This is a genomic window from Hungatella sp. L36, assembly GCF_014288035.1.
In genome coordinates this window covers 60,474-86,262 of the sequence record NZ_JACOPC010000017.1, presented here as the reverse complement: position 1 = coordinate 86,262, position 25,789 = coordinate 60,474, and the positions used below count along the sequence as shown (strand labels likewise).

Annotated in this window: 22 protein-coding genes; 20 read left to right on the top strand and 2 right to left on the bottom strand. The window is 53.4% G+C overall.

The genetic code is table 11. The features are described 5' to 3' along the window. Positions 1–177 precede the first annotated feature (177 nt). The 9 genes from H8S80_RS28235 to H8S80_RS28195 all read left to right on the top strand — a co-directional run bounded on the left by H8S80_RS28235 (position 178) and on the right by H8S80_RS28195 (position 9,476). A complete protein-coding gene (locus H8S80_RS28235; RefSeq protein ID WP_025530018.1) occupies positions 178–1,092 on the top strand; it encodes a hypothetical protein in 915 nt (304 codons plus the stop codon). A gap of 1 nt (position 1,093) precedes the next feature. Then, positions 1,094–2,365 carry an adenylosuccinate synthetase gene (locus H8S80_RS28230; RefSeq protein ID WP_117630546.1) on the top strand — a complete coding sequence of 424 codons (1,272 nt, stop codon included), beginning with the start codon at positions 1,094–1,096 and terminating at the stop codon, positions 2,363–2,365. Further along, positions 2,350–3,834 (top strand): sensor histidine kinase, encoded by a 1,485-nt coding sequence (locus H8S80_RS28225; protein ID WP_002604980.1) that lies wholly within the window; start codon positions 2,350–2,352, stop codon positions 3,832–3,834. Before H8S80_RS28230 ends, H8S80_RS28225 begins: the two co-directional genes overlap by 16 nt. Before the next feature lie 2 nt (positions 3,835–3,836). Next, positions 3,837–4,694 carry a response regulator transcription factor gene (locus H8S80_RS28220; protein ID WP_117630547.1) on the top strand — a complete coding sequence of 286 codons (858 nt, stop codon included), beginning with the start codon at positions 3,837–3,839 and terminating at the stop codon, positions 4,692–4,694. A gap of 190 nt (positions 4,695–4,884) precedes the next feature. Further along, complete coding sequence (locus H8S80_RS28215; protein WP_117630548.1) at positions 4,885–5,991, top strand: TRAP transporter substrate-binding protein; 1,107 nt, start codon at positions 4,885–4,887, stop codon at positions 5,989–5,991. A gap of 126 nt (positions 5,992–6,117) precedes the next feature. Beyond that, complete coding sequence (locus H8S80_RS28210; RefSeq protein WP_002604977.1) at positions 6,118–6,645, top strand: TRAP transporter small permease; 528 nt, start codon at positions 6,118–6,120, stop codon at positions 6,643–6,645. Beyond that, a complete protein-coding gene (locus tag H8S80_RS28205; RefSeq protein WP_002604976.1) occupies positions 6,642–7,937 on the top strand; it encodes a TRAP transporter large permease in 1,296 nt (431 codons plus the stop codon). Before H8S80_RS28210 ends, H8S80_RS28205 begins: the two co-directional genes overlap by 4 nt. A gap of 29 nt (positions 7,938–7,966) precedes the next feature. Continuing rightward, positions 7,967–8,437, top strand: coding sequence for a YcxB family protein (locus H8S80_RS28200; RefSeq protein ID WP_117630549.1), 471 nt, complete (start codon positions 7,967–7,969; stop codon positions 8,435–8,437). A 67-nt stretch (positions 8,438–8,504) separates the two neighbouring features. Continuing rightward, positions 8,505–9,476, top strand: coding sequence for a TRAP transporter substrate-binding protein (locus tag H8S80_RS28195; RefSeq protein ID WP_207729900.1), 972 nt, complete (start codon positions 8,505–8,507; stop codon positions 9,474–9,476). A gap of 52 nt (positions 9,477–9,528) precedes the next feature. Here H8S80_RS28195 and H8S80_RS28190 read toward each other — a convergent pair whose 3' ends face one another. Further along, entirely contained in the window at positions 9,529–12,429 is a 2,901-nt protein-coding gene (locus tag H8S80_RS28190) for a hybrid sensor histidine kinase/response regulator (RefSeq protein WP_117630550.1), read from the bottom strand. Between the two features lie 174 nt (positions 12,430–12,603). On the opposite strand from H8S80_RS28190, the gene H8S80_RS28185 reads away from it, so the two are divergent. The 11 genes from H8S80_RS28185 to H8S80_RS28135 all read left to right on the top strand — a co-directional run bounded on the left by H8S80_RS28185 (position 12,604) and on the right by H8S80_RS28135 (position 23,886). Then, positions 12,604–13,227, top strand: coding sequence for a DUF1847 domain-containing protein (locus H8S80_RS28185; RefSeq protein WP_117630551.1), 624 nt, complete (start codon positions 12,604–12,606; stop codon positions 13,225–13,227). Positions 13,228–13,258: 31 nt separating this feature from the next. Further along, the gene (locus H8S80_RS28180; RefSeq protein ID WP_117630552.1) at positions 13,259–13,897 is read left to right on the top strand and encodes a GntR family transcriptional regulator; all 639 of its coding nucleotides are present in this window, start codon (positions 13,259–13,261) and stop codon (positions 13,895–13,897) included. Then, positions 13,890–14,540: a GntR family transcriptional regulator gene (locus H8S80_RS28175; RefSeq protein WP_025530027.1), complete on the top strand. Its 651-nt coding sequence runs from the start codon at positions 13,890–13,892 to the stop codon at positions 14,538–14,540. Before H8S80_RS28180 ends, H8S80_RS28175 begins: the two co-directional genes overlap by 8 nt. Before the next feature lie 187 nt (positions 14,541–14,727). Next, entirely contained in the window at positions 14,728–15,996 is a 1,269-nt protein-coding gene (locus H8S80_RS28170) for an SLC13 family permease (protein ID WP_002604969.1), read from the top strand. 84 nt (positions 15,997–16,080) lie between these two features. Beyond that, a complete protein-coding gene (ttdA, locus tag H8S80_RS28165; RefSeq protein ID WP_002604968.1) occupies positions 16,081–16,980 on the top strand; it encodes a L(+)-tartrate dehydratase subunit alpha in 900 nt (299 codons plus the stop codon). After that, positions 16,980–17,597: a L(+)-tartrate dehydratase subunit beta gene (ttdB, locus tag H8S80_RS28160; protein ID WP_002604967.1), complete on the top strand. Its 618-nt coding sequence runs from the start codon at positions 16,980–16,982 to the stop codon at positions 17,595–17,597. Before ttdA ends, ttdB begins: the two co-directional genes overlap by 1 nt. A gap of 276 nt (positions 17,598–17,873) precedes the next feature. Beyond that, a complete protein-coding gene (locus H8S80_RS28155; protein ID WP_207729899.1) occupies positions 17,874–19,358 on the top strand; it encodes a DEAD/DEAH box helicase in 1,485 nt (494 codons plus the stop codon). Then, positions 19,355–20,683: a sensor histidine kinase gene (locus H8S80_RS28150; RefSeq protein WP_117630553.1), complete on the top strand. Its 1,329-nt coding sequence runs from the start codon at positions 19,355–19,357 to the stop codon at positions 20,681–20,683. The genes H8S80_RS28155 and H8S80_RS28150 overlap by 4 nt, the downstream gene beginning before the upstream one ends. Positions 20,684–20,724: 41 nt before the next feature. Further along, complete coding sequence (locus H8S80_RS28145) at positions 20,725–21,720, top strand: alpha/beta hydrolase (protein WP_025530032.1); 996 nt, start codon at positions 20,725–20,727, stop codon at positions 21,718–21,720. A gap of 140 nt (positions 21,721–21,860) precedes the next feature. Further along, positions 21,861–22,970, top strand: coding sequence for a DNA glycosylase AlkZ-like family protein (locus H8S80_RS28140; RefSeq protein WP_117630554.1), 1,110 nt, complete (start codon positions 21,861–21,863; stop codon positions 22,968–22,970). Between the two features lie 97 nt (positions 22,971–23,067). Continuing rightward, positions 23,068–23,886, top strand: a complete 819-nt coding sequence (locus H8S80_RS28135; RefSeq protein WP_117630555.1) for a MerR family transcriptional regulator — start codon at positions 23,068–23,070, stop codon at positions 23,884–23,886. Positions 23,887–23,943: 57 nt separating this feature from the next. On the opposite strand, the gene H8S80_RS28130 is transcribed toward H8S80_RS28135, so the two are convergent. Continuing rightward, a complete protein-coding gene (locus tag H8S80_RS28130) occupies positions 23,944–25,731 on the bottom strand; it encodes a hypothetical protein (RefSeq protein ID WP_117630556.1) in 1,788 nt (595 codons plus the stop codon). Positions 25,732–25,789: the final 58 nt, after the last annotated feature.

Here is a 25,789-nt window from a genome sequence, read left to right as displayed (position 1 = left end):
GCCGCGCCTGCAAAGCTAGCCGTAGGGTCCACTACGCCGTCGCTTTGCAGACACGCCTCTGACGCAGATATCAGGCATTTTATTCACAATTAATTACGCAATGCAGTACTAGTACTGCGTATTATCAGGGCAGTATACCGGAATAAAAGATCTATCACATATGCAGGAGGAAACAGTATGGGACACGGAAGCTACCAGAGTAAGGATTGGAATAATTTAAGATCAGCAAGAAACATCAACCAGAATTCCACGGTAAACGATATCTACCGTTCCAGGCAGATGAGACCGAACCTGGACCCCAATGGGGTGAAATACCGGGAATCGTGTGATTCCATGGACAATCCGGCGTCCACCGCAATTATTTTCGGGCTGGATGTGACGGGCTCCATGGGATACTTATCGGAGGAGATCGCCAAGGGCGCCTTAAACCGCACCATGCTGGAGATCTATGAGAAGGAGCCTGTTACGAACCCGCATATTATGTTTCAGGCCATCGGGGACTCCAAGACGGATGATGCGCCTCTCCAGGTGACCCAGTTCGAGGCGGATATCCGGATTGCGGAACAGCTTTTGGATGTCTGGTTCGAGGGACGGGGCGGCGGCAACGGCGGGGAGTCTTACCTGCTTTCCTGGTATTTTGCGGATAAGCATACGAAGATTGACTGCTATGACAAACGCGGAGAAAAGGGATTCTTATTTACCATAGGCGACGAGCGGTGCCATAAGCTTCTGACGAAAGCGGAGATCAAGCGCGTGTTCGGGGATCTGGCTTTCCGGGATTACAGCGCCGAGGCCCTCTATGAAAAGGCCTCCCGCAGATATGAGATCTTCCATATCGTGATGAAGGCAGGAGCCTACAAGGCACAGAACAGCGGGGAAGACTGGAAGCAGCTGATCGGATCCCGGGCCGTAGAGCTGGATCCGAACGATCTGGATGTGCTTCCGGAGGTCTTTGTCAGCCTGATGCAGGCGGCCAGAGGCATGGAGACAAAGGCAATTACCGCGCAGTGGAGCGGAAAGGCCGCGGACGTGGTTGCGGAGATTATAAAAGGAATCAGAAAAGAAGAGGGAGAGGGCTTCCTGACATTTTGACATGGGTGATTACGGGAAAGAGATAAAAGCGGTTATCGGCAAGAATTTCGGTGACGAGGGAAAGGGAAAATGCGTGGACCTCCTCTGTGCTGAGGCCATGGAACAGGGAAAAAAGGCTGTTGTAGTGCGCCATAACGGCGGCGCGCAGGCGGGCCACACGGTGGAAGGGAAAAATTTCCGGTTTGTATTCCACCAGCTGGGGAGCGGCTGCTTCAGAGAGACGCCGTTTTACTGGAGTGAGACATTTCTCCCCGATCTGGTAAAGCTGGGGGAGGAGGCAGATGCATTTGAACGGATGCGCGGTGACAATGGGGCCGGACATGACGCGGTGGCCGTCTATGCCAGCCCGGACTGCGTCTGTGTTACCGTCTTTGACGTGCTGCTGAACAGTCTGGCGGAGGAGCTTCGGAGGGAGGCGCGCCACGGCTCCTGCGGCATGGGGATCTATGAAACGGTCCGCCGCGCCAGGTCAGTTATGGGCGGCGCAGTGACTTTCCGTCTCGGTGATCTGGAGGGAAAAAGCACGGAGGAGATTGCCGGGATGCTGAAAAGGATCCGGGACTGTTACGTACCCGGACGACTGGAGGAAATATGCAGGGAGCTGGACGGCGGCCCGGAAGCGCCCTTTGACCGGGACAGGCTGTGGGATCATGAGTGGTTCCGGCTTCTGCGTGATGACAATGTGCTCTGGAACGCGTCAGATCTGATGCGGGAAAATTTTAACCGCTACGTCATCACGGCAGGTCCCAGCCAGGTCCTGGAGCCGTTCGATACGGTGATCTGCGAAGGCGCCCAGGGGCTTTTACTGGACGAGGACAATACGGAGTACTATCCTCATTTGACGCCGTCCCACACGGGACTGTTCAATGTGAGCCGCCTTCTGGCATCGGCAAGAATCGAGCCTGCATCGCTGGACGTCCTCTATGTGACACGGTCCTACGTGACGAGGCACGGCGGAGGGCGGCTGGATCATGAATGCCGGAAAGAGGGGATCAATCCCTTCATGCAGGACTTAACCAATCTGCCGAATCCCTGGCAGGGAGAGCTGCGGTTTGCAAAGCATCCTGATGTGAGCGGGTTCTTTGCCCCGCTGGAAATGGATCTGGGGAATTTACCTGCACGGCTTAAGAATCGCCTGTGTGCGCGGATTGGGGTGACCCATCTGGATGAGACAGACGGGCGGATTCTGTGCTGCAGCCGCCCCCGGGAACTGGAGGAGTTTCAAAAAGAATGTGAGAACATGGGGAAGGAAGTGCTATGTTTCAAAATATAAAAGAAATCTGGTTGACAATCTCTCTGAAGCGGAAGATCGGCTCTTTCGCCGTCATGGTAATTCTGGTCATGGGGCTTTCCGTGGCCTTTAATATTCGTATTATGGATTTCTCTCTGGGCAGTTTCAATGTCATTCTCGACGATAATTCACGGTGTCACGATTTCCAGGAGGCGATGGAGCTGGAAATAAAGGCGTTTGAAGTGTATGTGAGAGACCGTACACAGGAAAACAGGGACGAGTATGTCCTGGCCTGCGTCAGGTCGGTGCGGTGCCTCCGCTCCCTGCCCTTCGACTATGAGCGGATCGGCGAGGAACGGTATGCCAGGACCTGGAATGTGAAGAACGGTTATGAGGGGTACTGCACGGCCCGCGATCAGCTGCTGGAGATGGATTCTGGCTCTGAGGACTTTATTCCCCGTCTGTACGAGATTTATGATATGCAGTCTTACATTCAGACCTACGCCAGAAGACTGGTGCAGGTAACCCTGAAAGAGGGGAATGCGACCTACCAGGAAAAGGTTCCGGTGTTTTACCAGCTGCCGTATCTGATCCTTCTGTTCTCCGCCGTCATGATGGTGGTGGCTTTATGCATGACAAAGCTGCTGTCCAGCGCCCTGATCGATCCGCTGGTCAAGCTGGCCCACACCTCCAGGAAGATCGCCAGAAATGATTTCAGCGGCAAGGACATAACCGTTGAAAATAAAGATGAGATGGGGGAACTGGTCAGCGCCTTCAACAAGATGAAGCACGCCACGGAGGGGTATATCAATACCCTGAAGGAGAACAACGAGATGGCCGAGCTTCTCCACAAGGAGGAGCTGGAGAAGATGGAGATGGAGAAACGACTGGATGCCACGCGGCTGGAGGTGCTGAAGAGCCAGATCAATCCCCATTTCCTGTTCAACACATTAAATATGATCGCATGCACGGCAAAGCTGGAGGATGCGAAGACCACGGAGCGGATGATCGCCAGCATGAGCAACCTGTTCCGGTATAATTTAAAGACATCGGAGCAGATTGTGCCGCTGGAGCAGGAACTGAAGGTGGTGGAGGATTACATGTATCTTCAGCAGATGCGTTTCGGCAGCCGGATCGGGTATGAGTGCCGGATCGATGTGGATGCCAGGCAGGTGATGGTCCCGGCCTTCACGCTGCAGCCGGTGGTGGAAAATGCCATTATCCACGGCTTGTCGCGGAAAGAGCAGGGCGGAAGGGTCTTTTTAAAGGTGTGGAAGGACGGAAACAGCGTAATAATCTCCGTGGCCGACACCGGCCTGGGAATGGACGAGGAGACGCTGGAGGAGCTGGTGACCGCGCTGAAGAACAGCCACACGGCAAAGGTGGGCATCGGCCTGGGGAACATCTACCAGCGGATTCAGACCATGTACCAGAACGGCGGCCTGAGAATTTACAGCAAAAAGGGGCGGGGAACCGTCATTCAGATGACAATACCGCAGGAGGAAATATGAGTATGTACCGTGTATTAATCGCAGATGATGAAATGATTGAGAGAAAGGTTCTCTATAAGACGCTTACGGAGAATCTGGGGGACCAGTGCACGATTTTTCAGGCAGAAAACGGGCGGGAGGCCCTGCGGGTCTATGAAGAGGAGAAGATTCAGATCGCCATCTTAGACATCGAGATGCCGGGAATCACCGGAATCGAGGCCGCGCAGAAGATCCGGGAGCAGGATGGGGACTGCTGTATTATTTTCCTGACCGCTTTTGATGAGTTTGCCTATGCAAAAAGCGCCATTACGGTCCGGGCGCTGGACTACCTGTTAAAGCCGTATGACGAGCAGGAGCTGATGCTCGTCCTGGAGGAGGCCATGCGGCTGACCGAGGAGCGGATGGGAGAGAAAGCCGTAAGAGAGCAGATGGCCGCAGGGACGTATTCCGGTACCGGATCAGACGGCAGATCTGCCTCCAAGACGGCCGGAGGCGACGGAGGTGGTACGGAAGCTTCCAGGGATGAGGGCGAGGATTTCGGCAGCCTCCGTCTGTCCAGAGTGGCAGAAATCATCGACAAGTATATACATGAGAATTACATGTTTGACATATCCATGCAGGACATGGCCAGGATGATGAATTATTCGGAGGCCTATTTCTGCAAGCTGTTCAAACAGTGCTTCCATAAAAATTTCACATCCTACTTAACCGAATTCCGTGTGGCGGAGGCGAAAAAGATGCTGGAGGAGCCGACGGTGAACGTAAAAGAGATTGGGAAAGCGGTCGGATATGCGGATTCCAATTACTTTGCAAAGGTTTTCAAACGGATTACAGGCCAGAGCCCCACGGAATACCGTATGGTTATTTTTCAAAGAATATAAAGAATGTGTTAAGAAGGCGTTTGTACGAAGTGCATAAAGAAAAACAAAATATAGGTTAAAATAATACTATGATTCACAATTATTTACCGTTTTCACGGAAAAGAAATCCTCTTATAATGAACTTAACGTAAAGAAAACGTTAAGAAACGCACTGAAATGTAAAAAGAGTGTTAAGAGGAGGAATTGTGACATGAAGAAGAGATTTGTGAGCACAGTATTATGCGCGGCAATGGTGGCGGGTTCCCTGGCGGGCTGTGGGTTAAAGACACCGGAGACGACGACAGCGGCGCCGGCACCTGAGACCACCACGGCAGCGGCGGCTGAGGAGACGAAGGCAGCAGCAGAGGAGACTGCCGCGGCGGCAGAGGCTTCCGACACGCCGGAAGTAACACTTGTTTATGCCGAGGTAAACCCGTTAGACACCATCGTCGGACAGATGGCAACCGCGTTCAAGGAGAAGGTAGAAGAGCTCTCCGGCGGGAAGATCGCCATCGACATTCAGGCCAGCGGTGTTCTCGGTTCTGAAAATGATGTCCTCGACACCATGCTGGGCGGCGGCGGAACCATCGACATGTCCCGTATCTCCGCGTTCGCTTTGACAAGCTACGGCGTGGAAAAATCCGTACTTCTGTCTATTCCGTATACATTTGTAAACCGTGACCATTTCTGGAATTTCGCCAACAGTGACCTGGCTCCGGAATTCCTTATGGAACCCCATGACAACGATCTGGGAGTAAGGGGCTTATTCTACGGCGAGGAAGGCTTCCGCCATTTCTTCACGGTAAAAGAGATCAGCGGCCTGGAGGACTTAAAGGGCATGAAGCTACGAGTATCCAACGACCCGATTATGAATGGTATGGTTCAGGGCCTGGGCGCCAATCCAACCGTTGTTTCCTTTAACGAACTGTATTCCGCTCTTCAGACCGGCGTGGTAGACGGTGCGGAACAGCCGATTGCAAACTACAAGTCCAATGCATTCCAGGAAGTTGCGCCGAACTTAATCCTTGACGGCCATACCCTTGGCGCGGTTCAGGTTATTATCACAGACGAAGCATGGGATAAGCTGACAGAAGAGCAGCAGAACATCCTGATGGAAGCAGGAAAATACGCATCTGATTTCAACAGAAAGATCTCCGAAGAGGCAGAGAACAAGGTCCTGGATGAGCTGAAGGCAGAAGGCATCCATGTCATAGAAGTGCCGGATATCACCCCATGGCAGGAAGCCTGTAAGGATATCATCGATTCCTCTACAGCAGACAACAAAGAACTGTATCAGAAGATTCTCGATATGAAATAAACTCATAAATTGTTGCTGCAATGGAAACGGGCACAGAGGAAGATTCTTGTTACGCCTCTGTGCCCCGTTCGTTACGGGGCATGTGCGCGGAAGTGTGCATGCGGCCGTATTGGAAAGGGGATCAAGATGCCGGGTATTTTTAATAAAATTGATAAGATTAAACCTGCCTACGATGCCACCTATCAGTCTGTCATGTTCTTATGCAAGCTGCTTCTGGTCGTGGATATCCTCATTACCACCATGTCTGTAATCGGGCGGTACGTTCCGTTTATTCCGGATCCGGCGTGGAGTGAAGAGGTGGTTTTAACCTGTATGTCTTATATGGCGGTGCTTTCGGCTGCTCTCGCAATTCGGAGAGGCGCCCACATCCGCATGACGGCTTTCGACTCGTATCTGCCGAAAAATGTCGTAAAATTTTTAGATTTACTCTCTGACGCGGCCGTTCTGGCCCTGGCGCTGATCATGATTTTCGTCGGTTGGAAGTATGCCAGGGGAATCGGCTCCAAGGGTTCCTATGTGAGTATGCCGAAGATCTCCAGATTCTGGATGTATTTTCCGGTTCCTTTAGCGGGGGTGGCCATGCTGATCTTTGAACTGGAGGCCGTATACAATCACATCAAAAGCTTTTTCGTAAAGGAGGCGGACCAGTCATGAGTGGAGAAACATTAGCAATTGTCGTTTTACTTGTCAGCTTTTTTGCCATGGTTTTTCTGCGCTTTCCGATTGCCTACGCGGTGGCGCTTTCCTCCGTGTTCTGTCTGCTCTCCCAGGGACTTCCGCTGACGACCATCTGTCAGCAGATGGTAAAGGGAATCAGTTCCTTCAGCCTCATGGCGGTTCCGTTCTTTATCACCATGGGCTGTCTGATGGGCTCCGGCGGTATTTCGGAGAAGCTGATCGCGCTGGCCAACGCCTGCGTCGGATGGATGCGCGGCGGCATGGCAATGGTAAATATCGTCGCCTCCTATTTCTTCGGAGGAATCTCCGGCTCCGCGGCGGCGGACACCGCGTCCCTCGGCACGATTCTGATTCCGATGATGGTTGACCAGGGGTATGACGACGATTTTTCGACGGCCGTTACCATCACCTCATCCTGTGAGGGGCTTCTCGTTCCTCCCAGCCATAATATGGTCATCTATGCCACCACGGCGGGCGGCATTTCCGTAGGAAGCCTGTTCCTGGCCGGATATATTCCCGGTGCGCTGCTGGCGGTATCCTTAATGGTGGGATCGTATATTATATCGGTCAGACGCAACTATCCGAAGGGCGAGAAATTCAGTATTATCAACCTGCTTAAGCAGCTGGGCGTGTCCTTCTGGGCGCTGGCGGCGGTTCTGATCGTGGTATTCGGCGTTGTCGGCGGTGCGTTTACGGCGACGGAGTCTGCGGCGGTCGCGGTTATCTATAGCCTGGTTGTCAGTGTGTTTATCTACAGGGGGCTGGACTGGAAGGGCGTCTGGAGAGTTCTCGGTGACTGCGTCGACACGCTGTCCATCGTTCTGATCCTGATTGCCACCTCCAACATCTTCGGCAACTGTCTGACACGCCTCCACGTTCCGGTTCTGGCGGCGGGTGCGATCATCGGCCTCACCGATAATCCGATTCTGCTGGCGCTGCTGTTAAACTTGATTCTTCTTGTACTTGGATGTATTATGGATATGGCGCCGATCATCCTGATCGCAACGCCGATTCTTCTCCCGATCGCCACGTCGATCGGTATCGATCCGATCCAGTTTGGTATTATGGTAATTCTGAACTGTGGTATCGGGCTTTTAACACCTCCTGTAGGCGCGGTGCTGTTTATCGGATCCGCGGTATCCAAGACGCCGATGGAGCGGGTTGTCAAGGCGACGCTGCCATTTTACCTGTGTATGATCATTACGCTGATGCTGATTACGTTTGTTCCGGCCTTCAGTATGTGGCTTCCCACGGTATTGGCGAAATAACAGCGTTTGGCGGTTCGGAGGTGTGAGTGATGAAATATAAGTATACCTACAGGAATACCGCGGGCGAACTGTGGCAGCTTTCCATGTATTATACGTACGGTTCGGTGGTTGGGATGTGCAACCTGATCTTCACGGCGGCGGTGATCGCCCTGACCATCAATAAATGGAATACAGTCAGCGGAGTATGGCGGTTCCTTCTGCTCCTCGCCTGCTGTCTCTTTACGGTTATCCAGCCGCTTGCCGTCTGGAGAAAGGCCGAAAAACAGGCAGCGGGGATCGGCCAGGATACGGAGATGGAGTTTGGAGACGCGGGAATCCGCATCCGGGTGGGTGACGAGAACTCGGCAATTCCATGGACCGCGGTCAAAAAGATTTCTAAGAAACCTACAATGATTATCCTGTTTTCCGATACCACCCACGGTTACGTGCTTACAAACCGGGTGCTTGGAAAAGACCGGGATGCGTTTTATAACTATGTAACATTGAAAAGTGTTGTATAGAGGGAACATGGCGGAAAGGAGGGACTGTGCTGTGAAAATAAAGACGGCGGCTCTGTTTGTCTTTGCAATGGTTATCCTGGCTGCGTGCGGCGGCCGGAAGGAAGACCAGACAAAGGCCGTAGATCCGGAATTTGTGTTTACGTATGCAGAGAATCAGGCAGAAGACTACCCCACAACACAGGGGGCCTACAAATTCGCCGAGCTGGTGGAAGAAAAGACCGGCGGTAGAATCGTGATCTCGGTCAACGCACAAGGCGTGCTGGGCGATGAGAAGACGGTGATCGAACAGATGCAGTTCGGCGGTGTCGATTTTGCCCGTGTGTCCTTATCGCCGCTGGCAGAATTTGTTCCCAGGCTGAATGTGCTTCAGATGCCGTATCTCTATACGGGAAGGGAACACATGTGGAAGGTCCTGGATGGGGAGATTGGCGACGATTTCTTAAATTCCTTTGACGGCTCCGATCTGGTGGCCCTGTCCTGGTACGACGCGGGAGCACGTAATTTCTATAGCTCGACGAAGCCGATCACGAAGCTGGAGGACATGAAGGGCATGAAAATCCGTGTCCAGGAGTCGGAGCTGATGGTGGGAATGATGGAGGCGCTGGGGGCTACCGCGGTGCCTATGGCTTACGACAAGGTCTATTCCGCCCTTCAGACCGGGATTATCGACGGGGCGGAGAATAACTGGCCTTCCTATGAGTCCACGGCTCACTATGAGGTTGCCAAATATTATACGATCGACGAACACAACCGTGTTCCGGAGCTTCAGCTGGTGTCCCAGGCCACATGGGAGAAGCTGACGAAGGAGGACCGGGATATCATACGCGAATGCGCCCAGGAATCCTCCCGTTATGAGAGGAAGCTGTGGGAGGAGCGGGAGCAGACCTCTGAGGAAAAGGTGCGGGCGGCAGGCTGCCAGGTGGTGGAGCTGCCTCCGGAAGAAAAGGCCAGATTCCAGGAGGCCGTCACGTCCATGTACGGCAAGTACTGTGCGGAGTATGTGGATGTCATTGATGCGATTGTTGCGGCGGGGAAATAAACGGAAAAGGGAAGTGATATGCCGGATATGGCGTCTCACTTCCCTTTCTCGTTTATTTTCCTATCGCTTTTTCCAATTCACTGATCAGCATAGTTATATCCAGCGGTTTTACCAGATAGCCGTTCATGGAGGCCTCAAACGCCTTCTTCCTGTCTTCCTCGAAGGCGTTGGCCGTCATGGCCAGGATGGGTACCGAGGCGGAGTCCTCACGGTTCAGGGCCCGGATTCCCCTGGTGGCATCCAGCCCATCCATGACAGGCATGCGGATATCCATCAGAATGGCCTGATACGTTCCGGGTTTCTGATCACGGAAGCAGCGGATGGCCGCTTCCCCGTTTCCGGCGACATCCACTGCGGCGCCGTTCATCTCCAGGAGCGTCTTTGCGATCTCCTGATTGAGCTCATTGTCCTCCACCAGGAGGATGCGGGCGCCCTTCAGAGAGGATTCCTGCGTCCGCTTCTCGGCTGCGGCCGGCTCCGCGGAGTCTTTTTTGTCCAGCTTCGAAAAGGTATCGTAAATGACCGAACGGAACAACGGTTTGGCGATGAAGTAGTCGATTCCGGCCTCGCGGGCCTCCTCCTCGATGCCGCGCCAGTCGTACGCTGTGATCATGATAATCATGGTATCAGGGCCAACCAGACGGCGGATTCGCCGGGCGGTTTCGATGCCGTCCATACCGGGCATCTTCCAGTCGATCATGGCGATATCAAACATCCAGTTCTCCCCGATGGCGTTTTCCACTTCCCGGACAGCCCGGATACCGGCGTCCACCCACCGCGTTTTCGCCCCGATATCGTCGAGAATCAGGGAGGTCTGCCTGCCAACGGAAGGATCGTCGTCCACCACCAGCACCTGGAAGCCCTTTAAGAGATTCTGGCGTTTCCGTTCCCATTCCTTCTCCTCATCGTCGGTTACCAGCTGGAACGGAATGGTGACGGTGAACTGGCTTCCTTCCTGCTTGCGGCTCGTGACGGAGATGGTTCCGCCCATCAGCTGCACGAGGCTGTAGACGATGGAGAGGCCCAGGCCGCTTCCCACGTTGTTGCGGGCGTTGCCGGGGGCTTCCTGCTCAAAGGGCTGGAAGAGGCGCTTCATAAAGTCTTCCGACATACCGATTCCGTTGTCCTCAATGGTAAAACGGATATAGGCGTATCCGTTGGTTCTCTTTTCTTCCGCGATGTCGACGCAGATCGAGCCGCCCGGCTGCGTGAATTTCAGCGCGTTCGACAGGAGATTCATGAGAATCTGCTTCATGCGCAGCGAATCCCCGATATAATGGCTTTCCAGAGGCTCCAGGTGACGCATCTCATAGCCAATCTCCCGTTCCAGCGTCTGCGGATAGATAATCTGGTTGATCTCCTCCACAAATGCCGTGAAATCGAAGAGGTCATGAGCGATCTCCATCTTATCCGTCTCAATCCTGGACATATCCAGAATGTCGTTGATCAGGGAGAGGAGAAACTTGGACGAGGTGTCAATCTTCTGAAAACAGTCTTTTACTGTCCTCGTATCGTTCAGCTTGATCTGGCCGATGGTGCTCATGCCGATGATAGCGTTCATCGGTGTCCGTATGTCGTGGCTCATGCGGGAGAGAAAGTCCGATTTGGCACGGCTGGCCGCCTGGGCTGACGCGAGGGCATCCCGGAGCAGCTGCTCCTGACGGGCCTGTTCCTGCCGCAGTTCATCGAGGAACTTGATCAGACAGATCGTCAGAACATCGTCGCTGAACGGATTCTCCACGGCAATGGCGTGGATAGAAAGCCAGTGGTATTTGCCGTCCACTGCCCGCCCCTGCAGTTCCATATAGACTTCCTGTTCTCCGGCTGCAAAGCGGCGAAGAAGGGCATCACGGCCGAAGGCGTTGGTAAAATCCTCCTGGTAGGTGCTGTAGATTCCCGGAATACTGCTGCCCTGCAGCTCCGTATAGCAGCCTTCCTGAGGAAACTGATACTCCAGCTGGTCATTTACAAAGCAGTGGTACGTGTCCTGAGTCAGATTGACGCTCACGATCAGAGGATAGGCAGTGCAGATCGCGGCGCGCAGCGATCGGTTTTCCAGAATCCGCTCCTGCTCCTGGGCCTGTTCCAGATGCATCTGCTCGGTGATATCGGTAAACACCGCCTGGATGACCTCCACACCGTTGCTGTTGATGATCCGTCCCATTACCACATTGATCCAGGCTTCCTCCCCGTCCCTCTTGATGCAGTGACGGCGGTAGGAGGCGGACTCTCCGTTCAGGGTGAGGCGGTCGAGAAGCGCGGAGATCCACTCCTGGTCCTGTGTGTCAACCTTCTGGAGCGGGTTCCTGACCGCCTCCCGGTACTCCGACTCCGAGGCGTATCCGTAAAATCGCCATACCATGGGATTGACCGAGATGATGGTGCGGGAGGGATCGGTGGAAAACTGGAGGATACCGCAGGGAAGCGTATGGTACAGCTGTTCCAGAAATCGGGTCTGATGTTCGTATTCCTGCTTTTTCGTGTCCAGCGCGGATTTCAAACGCTCGAAGGCCTGGCGGCCCGATTCCACCGGAAAGAGTTCGTCGTCCTGAATCTCCGAAAATGGGACAGAGTTATGAATATGAACCGTTTCCAGGCCGTCCCCCTTTTCACGGAAAACGAAGGTAGCCCTCTGCTGGATATTTAAGCAGGTCTCTGATTCGGGCTTGCTGATCAGACGGCTGACCGCCTCGCATAAGTAGGAGCCGCCGCCTAAATCGATGGAATGATACTGTTCTTCGCACATGTCGCAGGCGATCATCCCATCCTTGCCGCTGCGGAAAACTGCGGCTACTGCTTCTTTTCCTTCCGCCTTCTGCTGTTCTCCGCTGCCAAGCCATACGATGTCATCGGCAAATGTCGAAATCATGAATTCCATGTCAGAGTCGCAAAAGTACGTAGTCAGTATTTTGCGGGCCAGTGACTCTATCTCAGCCAGTGTCTTTTTACCCAAAACAATTACCTCCCGGTTCAAGCCCAAAGTATATTTCTTTTATCATAGCACAGTTTGATACCGGAAGAAAGTGCGTAAGCCGGTAAACCATTGAAAATTAAGGGATTTTGCCTTTGACATCAGAACGATAATTGGATACAATATTAAATATAAAAAGAAAGCTGGGTAAGATCAATGTACATGTGTGCCAAATGTAAAGTTTATGCCTGCAGTGCAGGAGAGAAGAAGGCGCTTCCTAAAAACTGTCCCATGAGAAATGAACCGCTTTTGAAGGAAGCGCTATCCGAGTATGAAAAACCGGAAAATCACGATTTTTACGTGACTTCGTCGGAGATAGAGAGCCTGGGATACGGCCAGTGGGTGAGAGTAAAGGAAACCATAGAATTTTGCAGACGCATGGGATACCGGAAGCTTGGCCTGGCGTTCTGCAGGGGCCTCCGGAAGGAGGCGGAGATCGTGTCGGATATTCTGACGAGGCATGGATTTACGGTGGTATCCGTGATCTGCAAGGCTGGAGGGACAGATAAGAGCCGCATTGGAATTGCCGAGGAACGGAAGGTCCATCCGGGTGAATTTGAGCCGATGTGCAACCCGGTCTTTCAGGCCAGCCTGCTGAACGAGCAGAAGACGGAGTTTAACATCGCATTGGGCCTCTGTGTGGGGCATGATTCCTTCCTGTACAGGTATTCGGATGCATTTGTCACCACGCTGGTGGTGAAGGACCGCGTTCTGGCCCACAATCCGGCAGGCGCTTTGTACTGCGCGGAGGGGTATTATAAAGAGAAACTGAACGGCTGATACGCGATACCGGAAGAACAGGAGTGATAACATGGAGACAGTGAGTGCAGTACAGACAAAAGACTATATCGTTTCCGCCATACGCAGCGAGATTCTGGCCGGCAATATGAGGCCGGGCGAGGAGCTGACGCAGGAACTGATCGCGGAACAGCTGGGGGTGTCGCGCATGCCGGTCAGGGAAGCGCTTCAGTCTCTGGCGCAGGAAGGCCTGATTGTGCGCCTCCCCAACCGCCATATGCAGGTGGCGGCCATGGAAGAGAAGCAGGTGAGGGACACCTTTCGTATGGCCGCCGCCATGGAGACGGAGATTCTGCTGATGATACCGGAGGAAAAGAGAGGCGAGCTCCTTCTCCGGCTGTCGGAACTGGCAGAGACGGCGGGAAGCGGAGAACGGAAGGCCGCCGCCGGGGCCGAGATGGCCTGGCATAAGCATGCACTGGCCAGCCTCAAGAATTCCTATATTCATCAGCTGTTTCTGCGCCTTTTAGACAGCTACGTTTCCTATGCGGTCGAGAGAGTAAAACGGGGAAATGCGGCTGCGGAACAGCTGACCGATGTGGGGGCCGCGCTTGCGAGCGGGGACGAGGAGGCGTTGAGGGCCGCCATGAACCGTTACTACGGCCGTATGGCGGACTGCCTGCTGAACAGTAAGGAGAAAACGTATGAATAATCTGGGTAAGGTAAAGCTGCTTCCGGCCCGGGAGCAGGTAGCGTCTATCCTGAGAAAAGCCATTCTTTCCAGGGAGCTGCAGGAAGGGCAGGAGATCACGCTGGAAGGAATCGCCGAGCTGGTGGGCGTCTCGACGACACCGGTGCGGGAGGCATTTCAGATACTGGCCAGAGACGGGCTGATTAAGCTGCGCCCCAACAAGGGGGCTGTAGTCCAGGGGATCAATGAAAAGACCATCCGGGATCACTACGAGACGAGGGCCGTCCTGGAAGGGGAGGCCGCGGCCAGGGCCAGCGCCGAGGGCGTGGATTTATCCGCGGTGGATCAGGCGTATCAGATCGCCGAGAAGGCGCTGGAGGACAACGATTCGGCGGAATACTCCAGATATAACCAGGCGTTTCATATGGGAATCTGGGAGGCGGCGGACAACGAGAAGATGAAATCGCTTCTCTCCTCCATGTGGAATGGGCTGTCCATGGGACACAAGGTGACGGAAGAGGATTATGCCAAGATTTCCATCTACGAGCACAAGAAGATTCTCGACGCCATGAAGGCCCACGACGGCAGCCGGGCCAGAAAGCTGATGAATGACCATATTATCAGAAGCATGAAGAACATCCTCACCAGATTCGAGACGGATTGATGGGATGAAATAAAGGCCAGGATTGTAAGAATTGAATAAAAATCATCACTAAAAATAGTACAAAACAACGAAATCAAACAAACGCCTTGACAAATGGATCTGCCGAGGCGTATGATTAGGATAACAAATGGATACATTATCATATATCAAATATCAAAAGTGTATCCAATGAAAAAGGAGGGGCTTTATGGATCCAGTAGTTGTTACACTGTTGTTTCTCTTGTTTGCCATTGTGATGTTCGTGTGGGAACGGATTCCGCTGGCAGTCACGTCAATGATCGTGTGTATTGGCCTTGTGCTCACGGGAGTGCTGAGCACGAAAGACGCATTTGCGGGCTTTACGAACAGCAATGTCATTCTGTTTGTGGCCATGTTTATTGTCGGGGGCGCGCTTTTTGAGACGGGAATGGCCAACAAGATCGGAGGCGTGGTTACAAGGTTTGCAAAGACGGAGCGCCAGCTGATCGTCACCATCATGATCGTGGTGGGCCTGATGTCGGGCTTCTTATCCAACACGGGTACGGCGGCCGTATTGATTCCGGTCGTGATCGGTATTGCGGCAAAGTCCGGGTATTCGAGATCCAGACTTCTGATGCCGCTGGTATTTGCGGCGGCTCTGGGCGGTAACTTATCCCTGATCGGAGCACCGGGCAACTTAATTGCCCAGAGCGCCCTGCAGGAGATGGGAATGAGCTTCGGTTTCTTCGAATATGCCAAGATCGGCCTGCCGATGCTGATCTGCGGCATCATCTATTTTGCAACCATCGGTTATAAATTCCTGCCGGAGAAGACACCGACCGACGGGGACAGCACCTTCGATGAACAGGTGGACTACAGCAGCGTTCCGAAGTGGAAGCAGAGCGTATCCCTGGTGGTCTTAGTCTGTACGATATTAGGAATGATCTTTGAGAAGCAGATTGGAATCAAGCTGGAGATAACCGGATGTGTCGGCGCGCTGATCATGGTCTTAACCGGAGTTATCAGTGAAAAACAGGCCTACAAGGCCATTGACATGCAGACGATCTTCTTATTCGGCGGAACGCTGGCCCTTGCAAAAGCGCTGGAGACCACGGGAGCCGGAGCAGCCATCGCCGATTTCGTGATTGGACTTCTCGGTAAGAATGCGTCTCCGTTCCTGCTGCTGGTAGCCGTATTCATGATTTCCTGTGTGCTGACAAACTTCATGTCCAACACGGCGACGACGGCACTGCTGGTTCCGATCAGCGTCTCGATCGCAGCCGGTATGGGCGCGGATCCGAGAGCCGTTCTCATGGCAACCGTAATCGGCGGCTCCTGTGCCTATGCGACACCGATCGGTATGCCTGCCAACACCATGGTCATCTCGCCAGGCGGGTATAAATTTATGGATTATGTAAAAGCAGGGCTTCCGCTCATCGTGGTATCCACGATTGTGAGTCTGGTGCTGCTGCCCATATTCTTCCCGTTTTATCCGTAGGAACCGGGAAAGAATGATTCTAGTACTGTACATAAGCGGCCCACGGACAGCCGCAAAGTGCTTATAACAAGGAGGATGTAAGAAATGAACAAGGAACAGGCTGCTGCACAGATGACAGACACCATGGCGAAGTTCGTGGCTTATTCGGGAAAGGTACTGCCCGACGACGTCTATGCGAAATTGGAAGAACTGAGAGAGAAGGAGACCAGCCCGCTGGCCAAAACCATCTACGATACCATGTTTAAGAACCAGACGCTGGCGAAGGAGCTGGACCGTCCCTGCTGTCAGGATACGGGAGTCCTGCAGTTTTTCGTGAAATGCGGGGTCCATTTTCCACTGATCGGAGAACTGGAGGCGCTGTTAAAGGAAGCGGTGATCGAGGCCACCATCAAGGCACCCCTCCGCCACAACAGCGTGGAGACCTTTGACGAGTACAACACCGGCAAGAATGTGGGAAAGGGAACACCGACCGTATTCTGGGAGATCGTCCCGGACTGCGATACGTGCTGCATCGATACATACATGGCGGGAGGCGGCTGTACACTTCCCGGAAAGGCTATGGTGCTGATGCCGGGAGCCGGATACGAGGGAGTAACCCAGTTCGTCATGGACGTGATGACCAGCTATGGACTGAACGCATGTCCGCCTCTTCTGGTAGGCGTCGGAGTGGCTACCTCCGTGGAGACGGCGGCCCTGCTGTCCAAGAAGGCGTTAATGAGGCCTCTGGGAACTCACAATCCCAATGAGAGAGCCGCCTCCCTGGAACGTATGCTGGAAGACGGGATCAATAAGATCGGCTTAGGGCCTCAGGGCATGAGCGGAAGCTATTCCGTCATGGGCGTGCATATCGAGAATACGGCCCGCCATCCATCCACCATCGGCGTGGCGGTCAACGTCGGATGCTGGTCGCACAGAAGAGGGCACATCGAGTTTGATAAGGATTTAAACTATACCATCACATCTCATAAGGAGGTAACGTTATAATGGAGAAGAAGGTATTAACGACACCGCTTCGGGCGGAAGATCTGGAAGATATCCATGCTGGAGATATTATATACTTATCCGGCCATATCGTAACCTGCCGTGATGTGGCACACCGCAGACTGATCGAGGAAGGCCGAAAGCTTCCGGTCGATGTGAGGGGCGGAGCCATCTTTCACGCAGGCCCCATTGTAAGGCCCATTCCGGGTTCCGATGACAGGTTTGAGATGGTATCCGTAGGTCCCACCACCAGCATGCGTATGGAGAAATTTGAGAAGGAATTTATCGAGGAGACCGGAGTCAGGGTCATCGTCGGAAAGGGCGGCATGGGAGAAAAGACCATGGAAGGATGCCGGGAAGGAAAGGCGATTCACTGTGTATTCCCAGCCGGATGTGCAGTCGTGGCCGCCACCTGTGTCGAGGAGATTGAGGACGCGCAGTGGCGTGACCTGGGAATGCCGGAGACACTCTGGGTATGCAGAATCAAGGAATTTGGCCCCCTGATCGTCTCCATCGATACCCATGGAAGAAATTTGTTTGAGGAGAACAAGGTGGTGTTTAACCAGAGAAAAGACGAGGCTGTGGAGGAAATTAACAGGCACGTCAGCTTTATCAAATAAGAAATAATCAGTTTTCTGCCGGATTAAACCGTTCTGGCATCGATGCGGCGGAAAGCGGGGTGAGAGAGAGAATCATGATAGTTCCCGGATACATGTCCGGGAACTATTTTTGCCAGTAGATTCTGGGTTCAATCCATTGTATAATAAAATCAGCCGGCAGGTCATGGTATGGCCTGCTTTCTGATTTTACTTTATTGGGAGGAATCCGGAATTCGGGTTTCTTATTATGGAAGGAATTTAATTATGTCAGAGAATAAAAATGGTTTGGAAATAGAGATGACATGTAATAATGAAGAAACAGCATCAAATACAGATCAGGTGTCCCCCAACGGATTCCTTTCGTACGCCCTTTCTCAGGAGATCGTCCGTGCATTGGAGCTCCTGGGGTATCACGAACCAACGGAGATACAACGGGAAGTGATCCCTGCGGTTCTGGAAGGAAAGAATGTGGTGGCGCGGTCCAGGACGGGGACGGGAAAGACGGCGGCATTCGGTATTCCGCTCTGTGAAAAGATTGTCTGGGAAGAGAATCTGCCGCAGGCGCTGGTGCTGGAGCCCAGCAGGGAACTGGCGGTCCAGGTGAGCAGCGAGCTGTTTCACATAGGACGAGGCAAACGTCTGAAGGTCCCGGCGGTCTTTGGCGGCTTTCCGATTGATAAGCAGATACGCACGATCAAACAGAAGTCTCACATTGTCGTGGGAACTCCGGGCCGCGTCATGGATCTGATTCAGAGGGACTGTTTAAAACTCACCGGCATCCGGTATCTGGTCATCGACGAGGCGGATCTCATGCTGGACATGGGTTTCCTGGACGAGGTGAAACAGATCATGGCTCTTCTGCCGAAAGGCGGAACGGTTCTTCTGTTCTCAGCTACACTGGATGAGAAGGTGCGGCTCCTGGTGGATGAGTATATGGCGGACGCCGTCATGATTGCCCCGGAGGCGGATACAGAGGAAGAGGAGCCCGCGATCTCCCAGGCGGTATACCGCACGGACCAGGAAGAGAAATACGACCTGCTGAAACGGGTTCTGATTCTGGAAAACCCGGAGAGCTGCATGATATTCTGCGGAACCAGAGAGATGGTAAATGTGCTCCTTCAGAAGCTTAAGAGAGACCGGATATTCTGTGGGATGATTCATGGAGAAATGGAGCAGAGGGAGCGTTTAAAAACAGTGGACGCTTTTCGGAGAGGCGGATTCCGCTATCTGATCGCAACCGATGTTGCGGCCAGGGGGATTGATTTCGATAAGATCGATCTCGTGGTGAATTATGATTTCCCGGGCGGCCGTGAGACCTACGTACACCGCATCGGCCGGACGGGAAGAAACGGAGAAAAGGGGAGAGCCGTAAGTCTCCTGTGCGAGAACGAGGAGCGGATGCTTCATATGGTGGAAGCCTATATGGGGCGCGAACTTCCGGTGACTTCATGCCCCGAACCGGATGAGGAGATGACGAAGGCCTTTTGGGCGCGGCAGAGGGAGAGACGGGCCCCGAAAGCGCAAAAGGGAGCCGCCTTAAACGTTGGAATCACGCGTCTTTCAATCGGAGGCGGCAGAAAATCCAAGATGCGCGCAGTGGACATTGTGGGTACAATCTGCAACATCGATGGGATTGAGGCGGAAGATATCGGTATTATCGACATCAGGGAAAGCCTGACATACGTGGAGATTCTAAACGGTAAAGGTCAGGAGGTACTGGAAAAGCTTCAGGAAAAAGCAATTAAGGGCAGGCTGCGGAAAGTGAGGATCGCGCGCAGATGAGTATGACGCTGGTGGATATGGCATGCATTACGCTGCGGGTGATGTGCTGCTGCTGCGTATTCGCATTTTTCCTGTTTTTCTCATTCAAATCGCGGCTGCGGCTGGGTTACTGGAGGTCGGCTGCACTGTTTTTGTTTGATATAACGGTGACCGCGGCAGTTACCATCCTGTTTCTCGTTCCGGGATCGCCGCTGCGGGAATATAACATTTATGGAATCTGTCTGTGGCTTCTGGTGTCGGTGGTGGTATTCCGGATTGTGATAAAGGGCAGCGCCTTTGAAATCCTTTTTATAGTGCTGGTGACGCTGAATTTATATGTGAATATTGTGGCGATTGCAAAGGTGATCGGGAATCTGCTGAACCTGGATTCCGCGGCGGAGACGACGAAGATGGTGCTGGTGCTGGCCGTTTTGGCGGCCTATACGCCTCTTTTGTGGCTTTTAATGGCAAAGCTGTATAAGCAGGTGATTGATTTTCGGCTGTCACTTTCTTTCTGGAACTATATCTGGATTATTCCGGCGCTGACGTACTTGATATTCTATGTGAAAATTGTCAATGATTACTGGATAACCGGGGTCCATACGGGGCCGGGTGACGTGGTTTTCGTGATTCTCTGGTCGTTTGCCACCTATGCATTCTTTTACGTGACGCTGCAGATGTTAATTCAGGCGTACAAGGGAATTACGGCGGTACAGCAGGCGGAAACGGTTTCGGCCCAGCTCACGCTGCAGAAGGAGCAGTACGGTAAACTTCTGGAGAGCATCGAAAAAACGTCGCGGCTCAAGCATGACTGGCGGCACCATCTCCTGTCCATCAACGGATTTGTGGAGGCGGAGGATATAAAAGGGCTGAAGGAATATGTAAAAGAGCTGATTCCGGAGTATATAGAGGGAAAAGAGATTTCCATCTGCCGGAACCATATTGCCGATGTCATTCTGCGCCATTACGCGGCGGCAGCGGAGGCAGCCGGGATCCGGCTGGATATCAGCGCGAATCTTTCGGAGATACCGGATGTTTCCGATATGGATTTGTGCATCATTTTCGGCAATCTTTTAGAGAACGCGCTGGAGGCGTGCAACGGTATGGAGGACGGCGCCGGTCATGTGGAGATTCAGGCGGAAATGAGAGGGAAACAGCTGGTCCTTCAGATTCAGAATACATATCAGCGGGATGTGATTTTAAAGGAAGGGAAGTATTACTCCACAAAACACAGCGGAGTGGGGATTGGTCTCTCCTCCGTGGAGAAGGTTGTGGATAAGTATCATGGAATTATGCGGGTCAGCTTTGACGGCATAATTTTTAAGGTCCAGATTCTGCTTTTCTGAATAGGATGCCATTAGAACATCATATCAGATGGGAGAAATCTATGAATCGAAGAGTACTGTTGGAACCGGCGGCGGAGACTGTCTGTATTGAGAATTCAGTTCCGCCGCTGATTTTTGAACTGCCGCCGGAAGAGGGACGCCGGGTGCTGGAGAAGGCCCAGGACGCGCCGGTCTACATGTATCCGGCCCAGGTGGAGGCTTCCATGGTCGAGACAGGCCATTGGGGAAGCATTCCCGTATACCGGGTAACACCGATAAACAGTGAATTTGCAGAAAATGTGATTTTCTATATTCACGGGGCCGGATGGGTATTCGGGAGTTTCCATACGCATGAGAAGCTGGTGAGAGAGCTGGCCGCCAGGACCGGCTGTACGGTCATTTTTCCGGAATACACCCGGTCTCCCGAGGCGTGTTACCCGACTGCCATTGAGCAGTGCTACAGCGTACTCTGCCAGCTGCCCCAGCTGTTTGAACAGATGGGAAGAAGGCTGAATGCCAATACATTGACCGTGGCCGGAGACAGCGTGGGCGGTAATATGGCGATCGCCATGACGCTGTTCTCCAAATACAGAAGGGGGCCGGCCATCCACAAGCAGCTTCTCTATTATCCCGTGACCAACGCCTGTTTCGATACGGCGTCGTACTGTGAGTTTGCGGAGTGCTACTACTTATACCGGGCGGGTATGATGTGGTTCTGGGATCAGTACACCACATCGGAATGCTGCAGAAACCAAATCACCGCATCCCCGTTAAGGGCATGTACCGATCACCTTACCGATCTTCCGCAGGCCATGATCTTAAACGGCCAGGCGGATGTGCTGAGAGACGAGGGTGAGGCCTATGCCGAAAAGCTGCGGGCGGCAGGCGTGTCAGTGACGGCGCTGCGTTTCCAGGCGATCATCCATGATTTTGTCATGCTGAATGCGCTGGATCAGACCAACGCGTGCCGGGCGGCGATGGACGTTTCCACGGAATGGATCAACAGGAAGAATATGGAGTGGTACCAGGACAACGAAGAGAGGTCAGCGGATCAGTGATATAGGGAGAGTTCCCGTTTCTGTATGAGTATTTCTGCGTAAACGGGAACTCACATGGTGAAAGTGCGTAGTGAATGCACAACGAATAAACATTTCGTAAAATGCGCAATCAGGATAAAATGATATGGAGGTATGTTCAGTTGAATAGAAATACATATTTAAAGCTGCGTCTGGAACGCCAGCATTTCACAAAGCCTGCCGGGAAGAAGGAATATGGAGTGCTGTTTAAGCAGATGTCTCCCGTACTCTGCGTATACTGGAGCTGTCCGGGTTCTCCGCCGGAGCTTTTATACCGCGCGGCATTTGACGACAGGAAGTACTGCTATAAGATGAGGGGAAGCCGTACTATTATGAAGGGAAGATTCCAGAACGGTAATATTGCCTACATTTATGCGGACGAACTGGAGCTGTTCGCGGCTGTCTACCGGAAGGACAAGCCTCTTACGGACACGGAGCTGGAACTCTGTGAACTTCTGAACCGGGAAGGCCCGATGACGATCCATGTGATGAAGGAGTTCACGGGTATGCTGACGAAGGAGATCACGCCCGCCCTGCACCGCCTGCAGGAGAAATTCCTCGTATTCGAAGATCAGGCGGACAGCGAATGGGATCGCGCCTGGTATCCGTTCGAATCTGAGTTTCCCGATGTGAATCTGGAACGGTATACGAAGGAGGAGGCGGAAGAGGAACTGGTAAGGCGGTTTGTGTGGCTGAATGTCTGGATTGACGCGGCCATGGTGAGGTCCTTCTACAGGCTTCCATTAAAGGAAATAAAAGGCGTGCTGGAACGGCTGGTAACAAATGGAACGCTGGCGCCGTATGAAGGGGGATACGTCCGCAGAGAGGACTTACAGCTGCTGGAGGGGGATCCGTCTGATACAGTGGAGAATGCACCAAAGGAAACGGAGAAACATTCCGTTTTTATTCTCCACAAAAATGATTTTCTGGTGAAGTCCAATGAGCATTGGCTGAAGGATACATTTACACACCCGGAATACGATGTGCTGGGATATCTGCTGATTGATGGTGCGTTTAGAGGATGCCTGCTGGGGCATTTCCGGAACGGGCCCTTTGAGCTGGAGGATGTGGCGCTTTGGGCAGAAACCGGGGGAGAGGAACCGGTTTGCCTGAGGAATGAGGCTGCTGATGGATTAAAGGCGGCATTAAAAGAGGATATTCTAAATGCAGTGGAGCTTCTGTATGATCCCGGGATTAGCCCGCTGAAGCGGTATATGGGGGAAATGCTGTAGTGCTGAAAAAAATATTTCAATCCGCGCTTGACTCTCACACTGTGGTACGGTCTATAGTGATATTGAGCTCAAAAACACATATATGTGAGGTGACAAAATGTTAAAGATTGGTGATTTTTCAAAGCTGTCGAGAATCAGTATCCGTATGCTGCGCCATTATGATGAAATCGGCCTTATGGAACCAAGAGTAGTCGATCCCGCCACCGGTTACCGGTATTACGGGGAGGACCAGCTCTCCGTGGCGGGGCAGATCCAGAGCCTGAAATCCATGGGATTTGGCCTGACGGTTATCCGCGAAATCTTAAACTGCTGCGGCGGACCGGAGGAAATGGAAAAGTTTCTCCGGGTTAAGAAGAAAGAGCTGGAGGACCAGCTGGGCGACATCGGTACGAAGCTGCAGCTTCTTGATAACACCATCGAATGGATCAGGAAGGATGGAAATATGATGGATTATCAGGTAACGTTAAAAACTCTGCCGGAGAGGTATGTCGCAAGTGTCAGAAAAGTGATTCCGGCTTACGACCAGGAGCATATTTTATGGGGGATTCTCCATGGAGAGACGGGCAGTCAGAATCTGCAGATGGCATCCCCGGTGTATGGATTGGCTATCTTCCACGATGAAGGTTACAAGGAGCAGGATGTGGATGTGGAGATTCAGATTTCTGTTGCGGGAACATATAAGGACACGGAGCATGTGAAATTTAAGACTGTGCCGTCTGTGCAGATCGCTTCCGCTACCTACCAGGGAAGCTATGCACAGATTAGCAGAGTCAACGAGGCGGTAGCCCGCTGGATTCACGACAATGGTTACGAGTACGATGGTGCTTCGTTCTGCATCTACCACGTCAGCCCCCACGACACATCGGATCCGGAGAAAATGGTGACGGAGGTGTGTTATCCGGTGAGGAAGAAATAGATAAGGAAACAAACAAAGGCGGATGGGATATGCTGCAGCCAGCATACCCCATCCGCCTTATTCGCCTGCACCAGGCCCCGGCGGCGCCAGCAGAACCTGGGTCAAATCGCCGCTCAGCCGTATTTCCCATCCATCAAAGCCGGAGGGCGGCTTTAAAAACGATTCCCGGTCCGTCTCGGTCAGCTGCCGGTAGGGAGGAGCCGCCTCGGCAATTACGATGGGAATGCCGGCGTCGTTGGGGCTTACATAGCCGGAGCCGTCGATCTGAATCCTGGAACCGGTGGCCAGCGGCCCTACGATCCTGACGATGGAGTTTCGCGAGGAGAGATAGACACCGTTTGTGATGACCCGTGTGTTTTCGGCCCGGAGCTCTCCGCTGTTGTAGATGCCCGGTGCGTACAGGGCGGCGGTATTCGTGCTCTCACCGCCGAAATCCCCGGTGGAGGAGAGGGTGACGCTGGACTGCTCTGCGTTATAGATGCCGCCTCCCGCGTCCGAGCTGTTTCGGCTGACGGTGCCGCCGGTGATCAGCAGGGCCGCGCCGGGATCGTTGTAGAAGCCGCCGCCGTAGACGGCATGGTTATCCAGGATTTCACCGCCGTTCATGGCAAATACACTCCGGTCACGGAGCCAGACGCCTCCGCCGTAGCGGGAGGAACGGTTGTCATGGACAGACCCGCTTAAGAAGGTGAGGCGTGACTGCCCGGAAGCGGCAATACCGCCTCCGCGGGAGGAGGCCGTGTTATGGCTTATCTCGGTCCCGTTTAACGTTATGACGGCAGGCAGGTCAGCGGCGGTGTTCTTAAACCACAGCCCGCCGCCGGACCCGGATTCGCCGCTTTGCGCCGTATTGTCAGACAGGCGGCTCTCAAGAAACGTCACGGCTCCGCCGAAATTCATGAGCAGATAGATGCCGCCTCCGGTCCCCGCAGTATTGCCGCTGACAGCAGATTCGGTGATCAGGAGGTCCGTTCCCGCGGTGGGCGCCAGATAGCAGATGCCGCCCCCCGTCCCTGCGGCCGTATTGGCGGCAATTGTGACGCCGTCCGTCACGATCATACGGTCTCCGCAGTTTGCTCCGTAAAAGAAGACGGCGCCTCCGTGAACGGCGGTATTCCCGGAAAGAACGACTGATCCATCCAGCACGAGAAGCGAGGGCGCGCTGTCTCCCGGCCGGTATCCCGAAAATGAGATGCCTCCGCCTGTAAAATGCGAAACATTGTCCGTGATCCGTGCCTGTTCCATGACAGCCAGGGTGCCGCCGAGGCAGGGGATTTCGGAAGTGAAACTGAGTCCGCCTCCGTTCAGCGCCGAATTGTGGTCGATCATGGCCTGGTCTGAGATGGAGATGCAGTCGTCGGGACTGCTTAAGGAGACCGCTGCCCCGCCGCCGTTTGCCCGGGTGGAACAGCCGGTGATCCTTGCGCTGCCGATCATTTCAAAGCGGTTCGTACAGCATATGCCGCCGCAGATCCGGACTCCGCCGCCGTCGCTGTAGGATCTGTTATTTTTTAATACGGACTGCGTATCCAGACAGAGGGAGCCGTCCGTCACGCAGATGAGGGAACGCGCCAGCACGGAAGCCGGATCATGGTCCTCCGAACGACCGTCGAGGGTGATGTTTGCAAGCCGGAGGGCGCCGCCTCCGAAGATCTGGAACAGAAAGCCGTCATAGCCCGGATCCTTGAACAGCGTATGAAGGGAATACGGCGCAAGACTTTCTATCGCAACATCATACAGGATATTCAGCTGGGAAGTGAGGGGGAAATCAGCGGTTATCTGTATGGAGGGTTCCTGACGGCACAGCGCGGCGGCCAGCTGTGCCTGATTCGATACGTGTGCCATGTGGCTTCACCTGCTTTCTCATAGATATATCATTTTATGCGGAGGCCGAAGCGCGTGA

Bases quoted from the DNA above. Each gene is read 5' to 3' on its own strand.
- H8S80_RS28235 (WP_025530018.1), top strand. From the start codon at position 178: ATGGGACACGGAAGCTACCAGAGTAAGGATTGGAATAATTTAAGATCA.
- H8S80_RS28230 (WP_117630546.1), top strand. From the start codon at position 1,094: ATGGGTGATTACGGGAAAGAGATAAAAGCGGTTATCGGCAAGAATTTC.
- H8S80_RS28225 (WP_002604980.1), top strand. From the start codon at position 2,350: ATGTTTCAAAATATAAAAGAAATCTGGTTGACAATCTCTCTGAAGCGG.
- H8S80_RS28220 (WP_117630547.1), top strand. From the start codon at position 3,837: ATGTACCGTGTATTAATCGCAGATGATGAAATGATTGAGAGAAAGGTT.
- H8S80_RS28215 (WP_117630548.1), top strand. From the start codon at position 4,885: ATGAAGAAGAGATTTGTGAGCACAGTATTATGCGCGGCAATGGTGGCG.
- H8S80_RS28210 (WP_002604977.1), top strand. From the start codon at position 6,118: ATGCCGGGTATTTTTAATAAAATTGATAAGATTAAACCTGCCTACGAT.
- H8S80_RS28205 (WP_002604976.1), top strand. From the start codon at position 6,642: ATGAGTGGAGAAACATTAGCAATTGTCGTTTTACTTGTCAGCTTTTTT.
- H8S80_RS28200 (WP_117630549.1), top strand. From the start codon at position 7,967: ATGAAATATAAGTATACCTACAGGAATACCGCGGGCGAACTGTGGCAG.
- H8S80_RS28195 (WP_207729900.1), top strand. From the start codon at position 8,505: ATGGTTATCCTGGCTGCGTGCGGCGGCCGGAAGGAAGACCAGACAAAG.
- H8S80_RS28185 (WP_117630551.1), top strand. From the start codon at position 12,604: ATGTACATGTGTGCCAAATGTAAAGTTTATGCCTGCAGTGCAGGAGAG.
- H8S80_RS28180 (WP_117630552.1), top strand. From the start codon at position 13,259: ATGGAGACAGTGAGTGCAGTACAGACAAAAGACTATATCGTTTCCGCC.
- H8S80_RS28175 (WP_025530027.1), top strand. From the start codon at position 13,890: ATGAATAATCTGGGTAAGGTAAAGCTGCTTCCGGCCCGGGAGCAGGTA.
- H8S80_RS28170 (WP_002604969.1), top strand. From the start codon at position 14,728: ATGGATCCAGTAGTTGTTACACTGTTGTTTCTCTTGTTTGCCATTGTG.
- ttdA (WP_002604968.1), top strand. From the start codon at position 16,081: ATGAACAAGGAACAGGCTGCTGCACAGATGACAGACACCATGGCGAAG.
- ttdB (WP_002604967.1), top strand. From the start codon at position 16,980: ATGGAGAAGAAGGTATTAACGACACCGCTTCGGGCGGAAGATCTGGAA.
- H8S80_RS28155 (WP_207729899.1), top strand. From the start codon at position 17,874: ATGACATGTAATAATGAAGAAACAGCATCAAATACAGATCAGGTGTCC.
- H8S80_RS28150 (WP_117630553.1), top strand. From the start codon at position 19,355: ATGAGTATGACGCTGGTGGATATGGCATGCATTACGCTGCGGGTGATG.
- H8S80_RS28145 (WP_025530032.1), top strand. From the start codon at position 20,725: ATGAATCGAAGAGTACTGTTGGAACCGGCGGCGGAGACTGTCTGTATT.
- H8S80_RS28135 (WP_117630555.1), top strand. From the start codon at position 23,068: ATGTTAAAGATTGGTGATTTTTCAAAGCTGTCGAGAATCAGTATCCGT.
- H8S80_RS28130 (WP_117630556.1), bottom strand. From the start codon at position 25,731: ATGGCACACGTATCGAATCAGGCACAGCTGGCCGCCGCGCTGTGCCGT.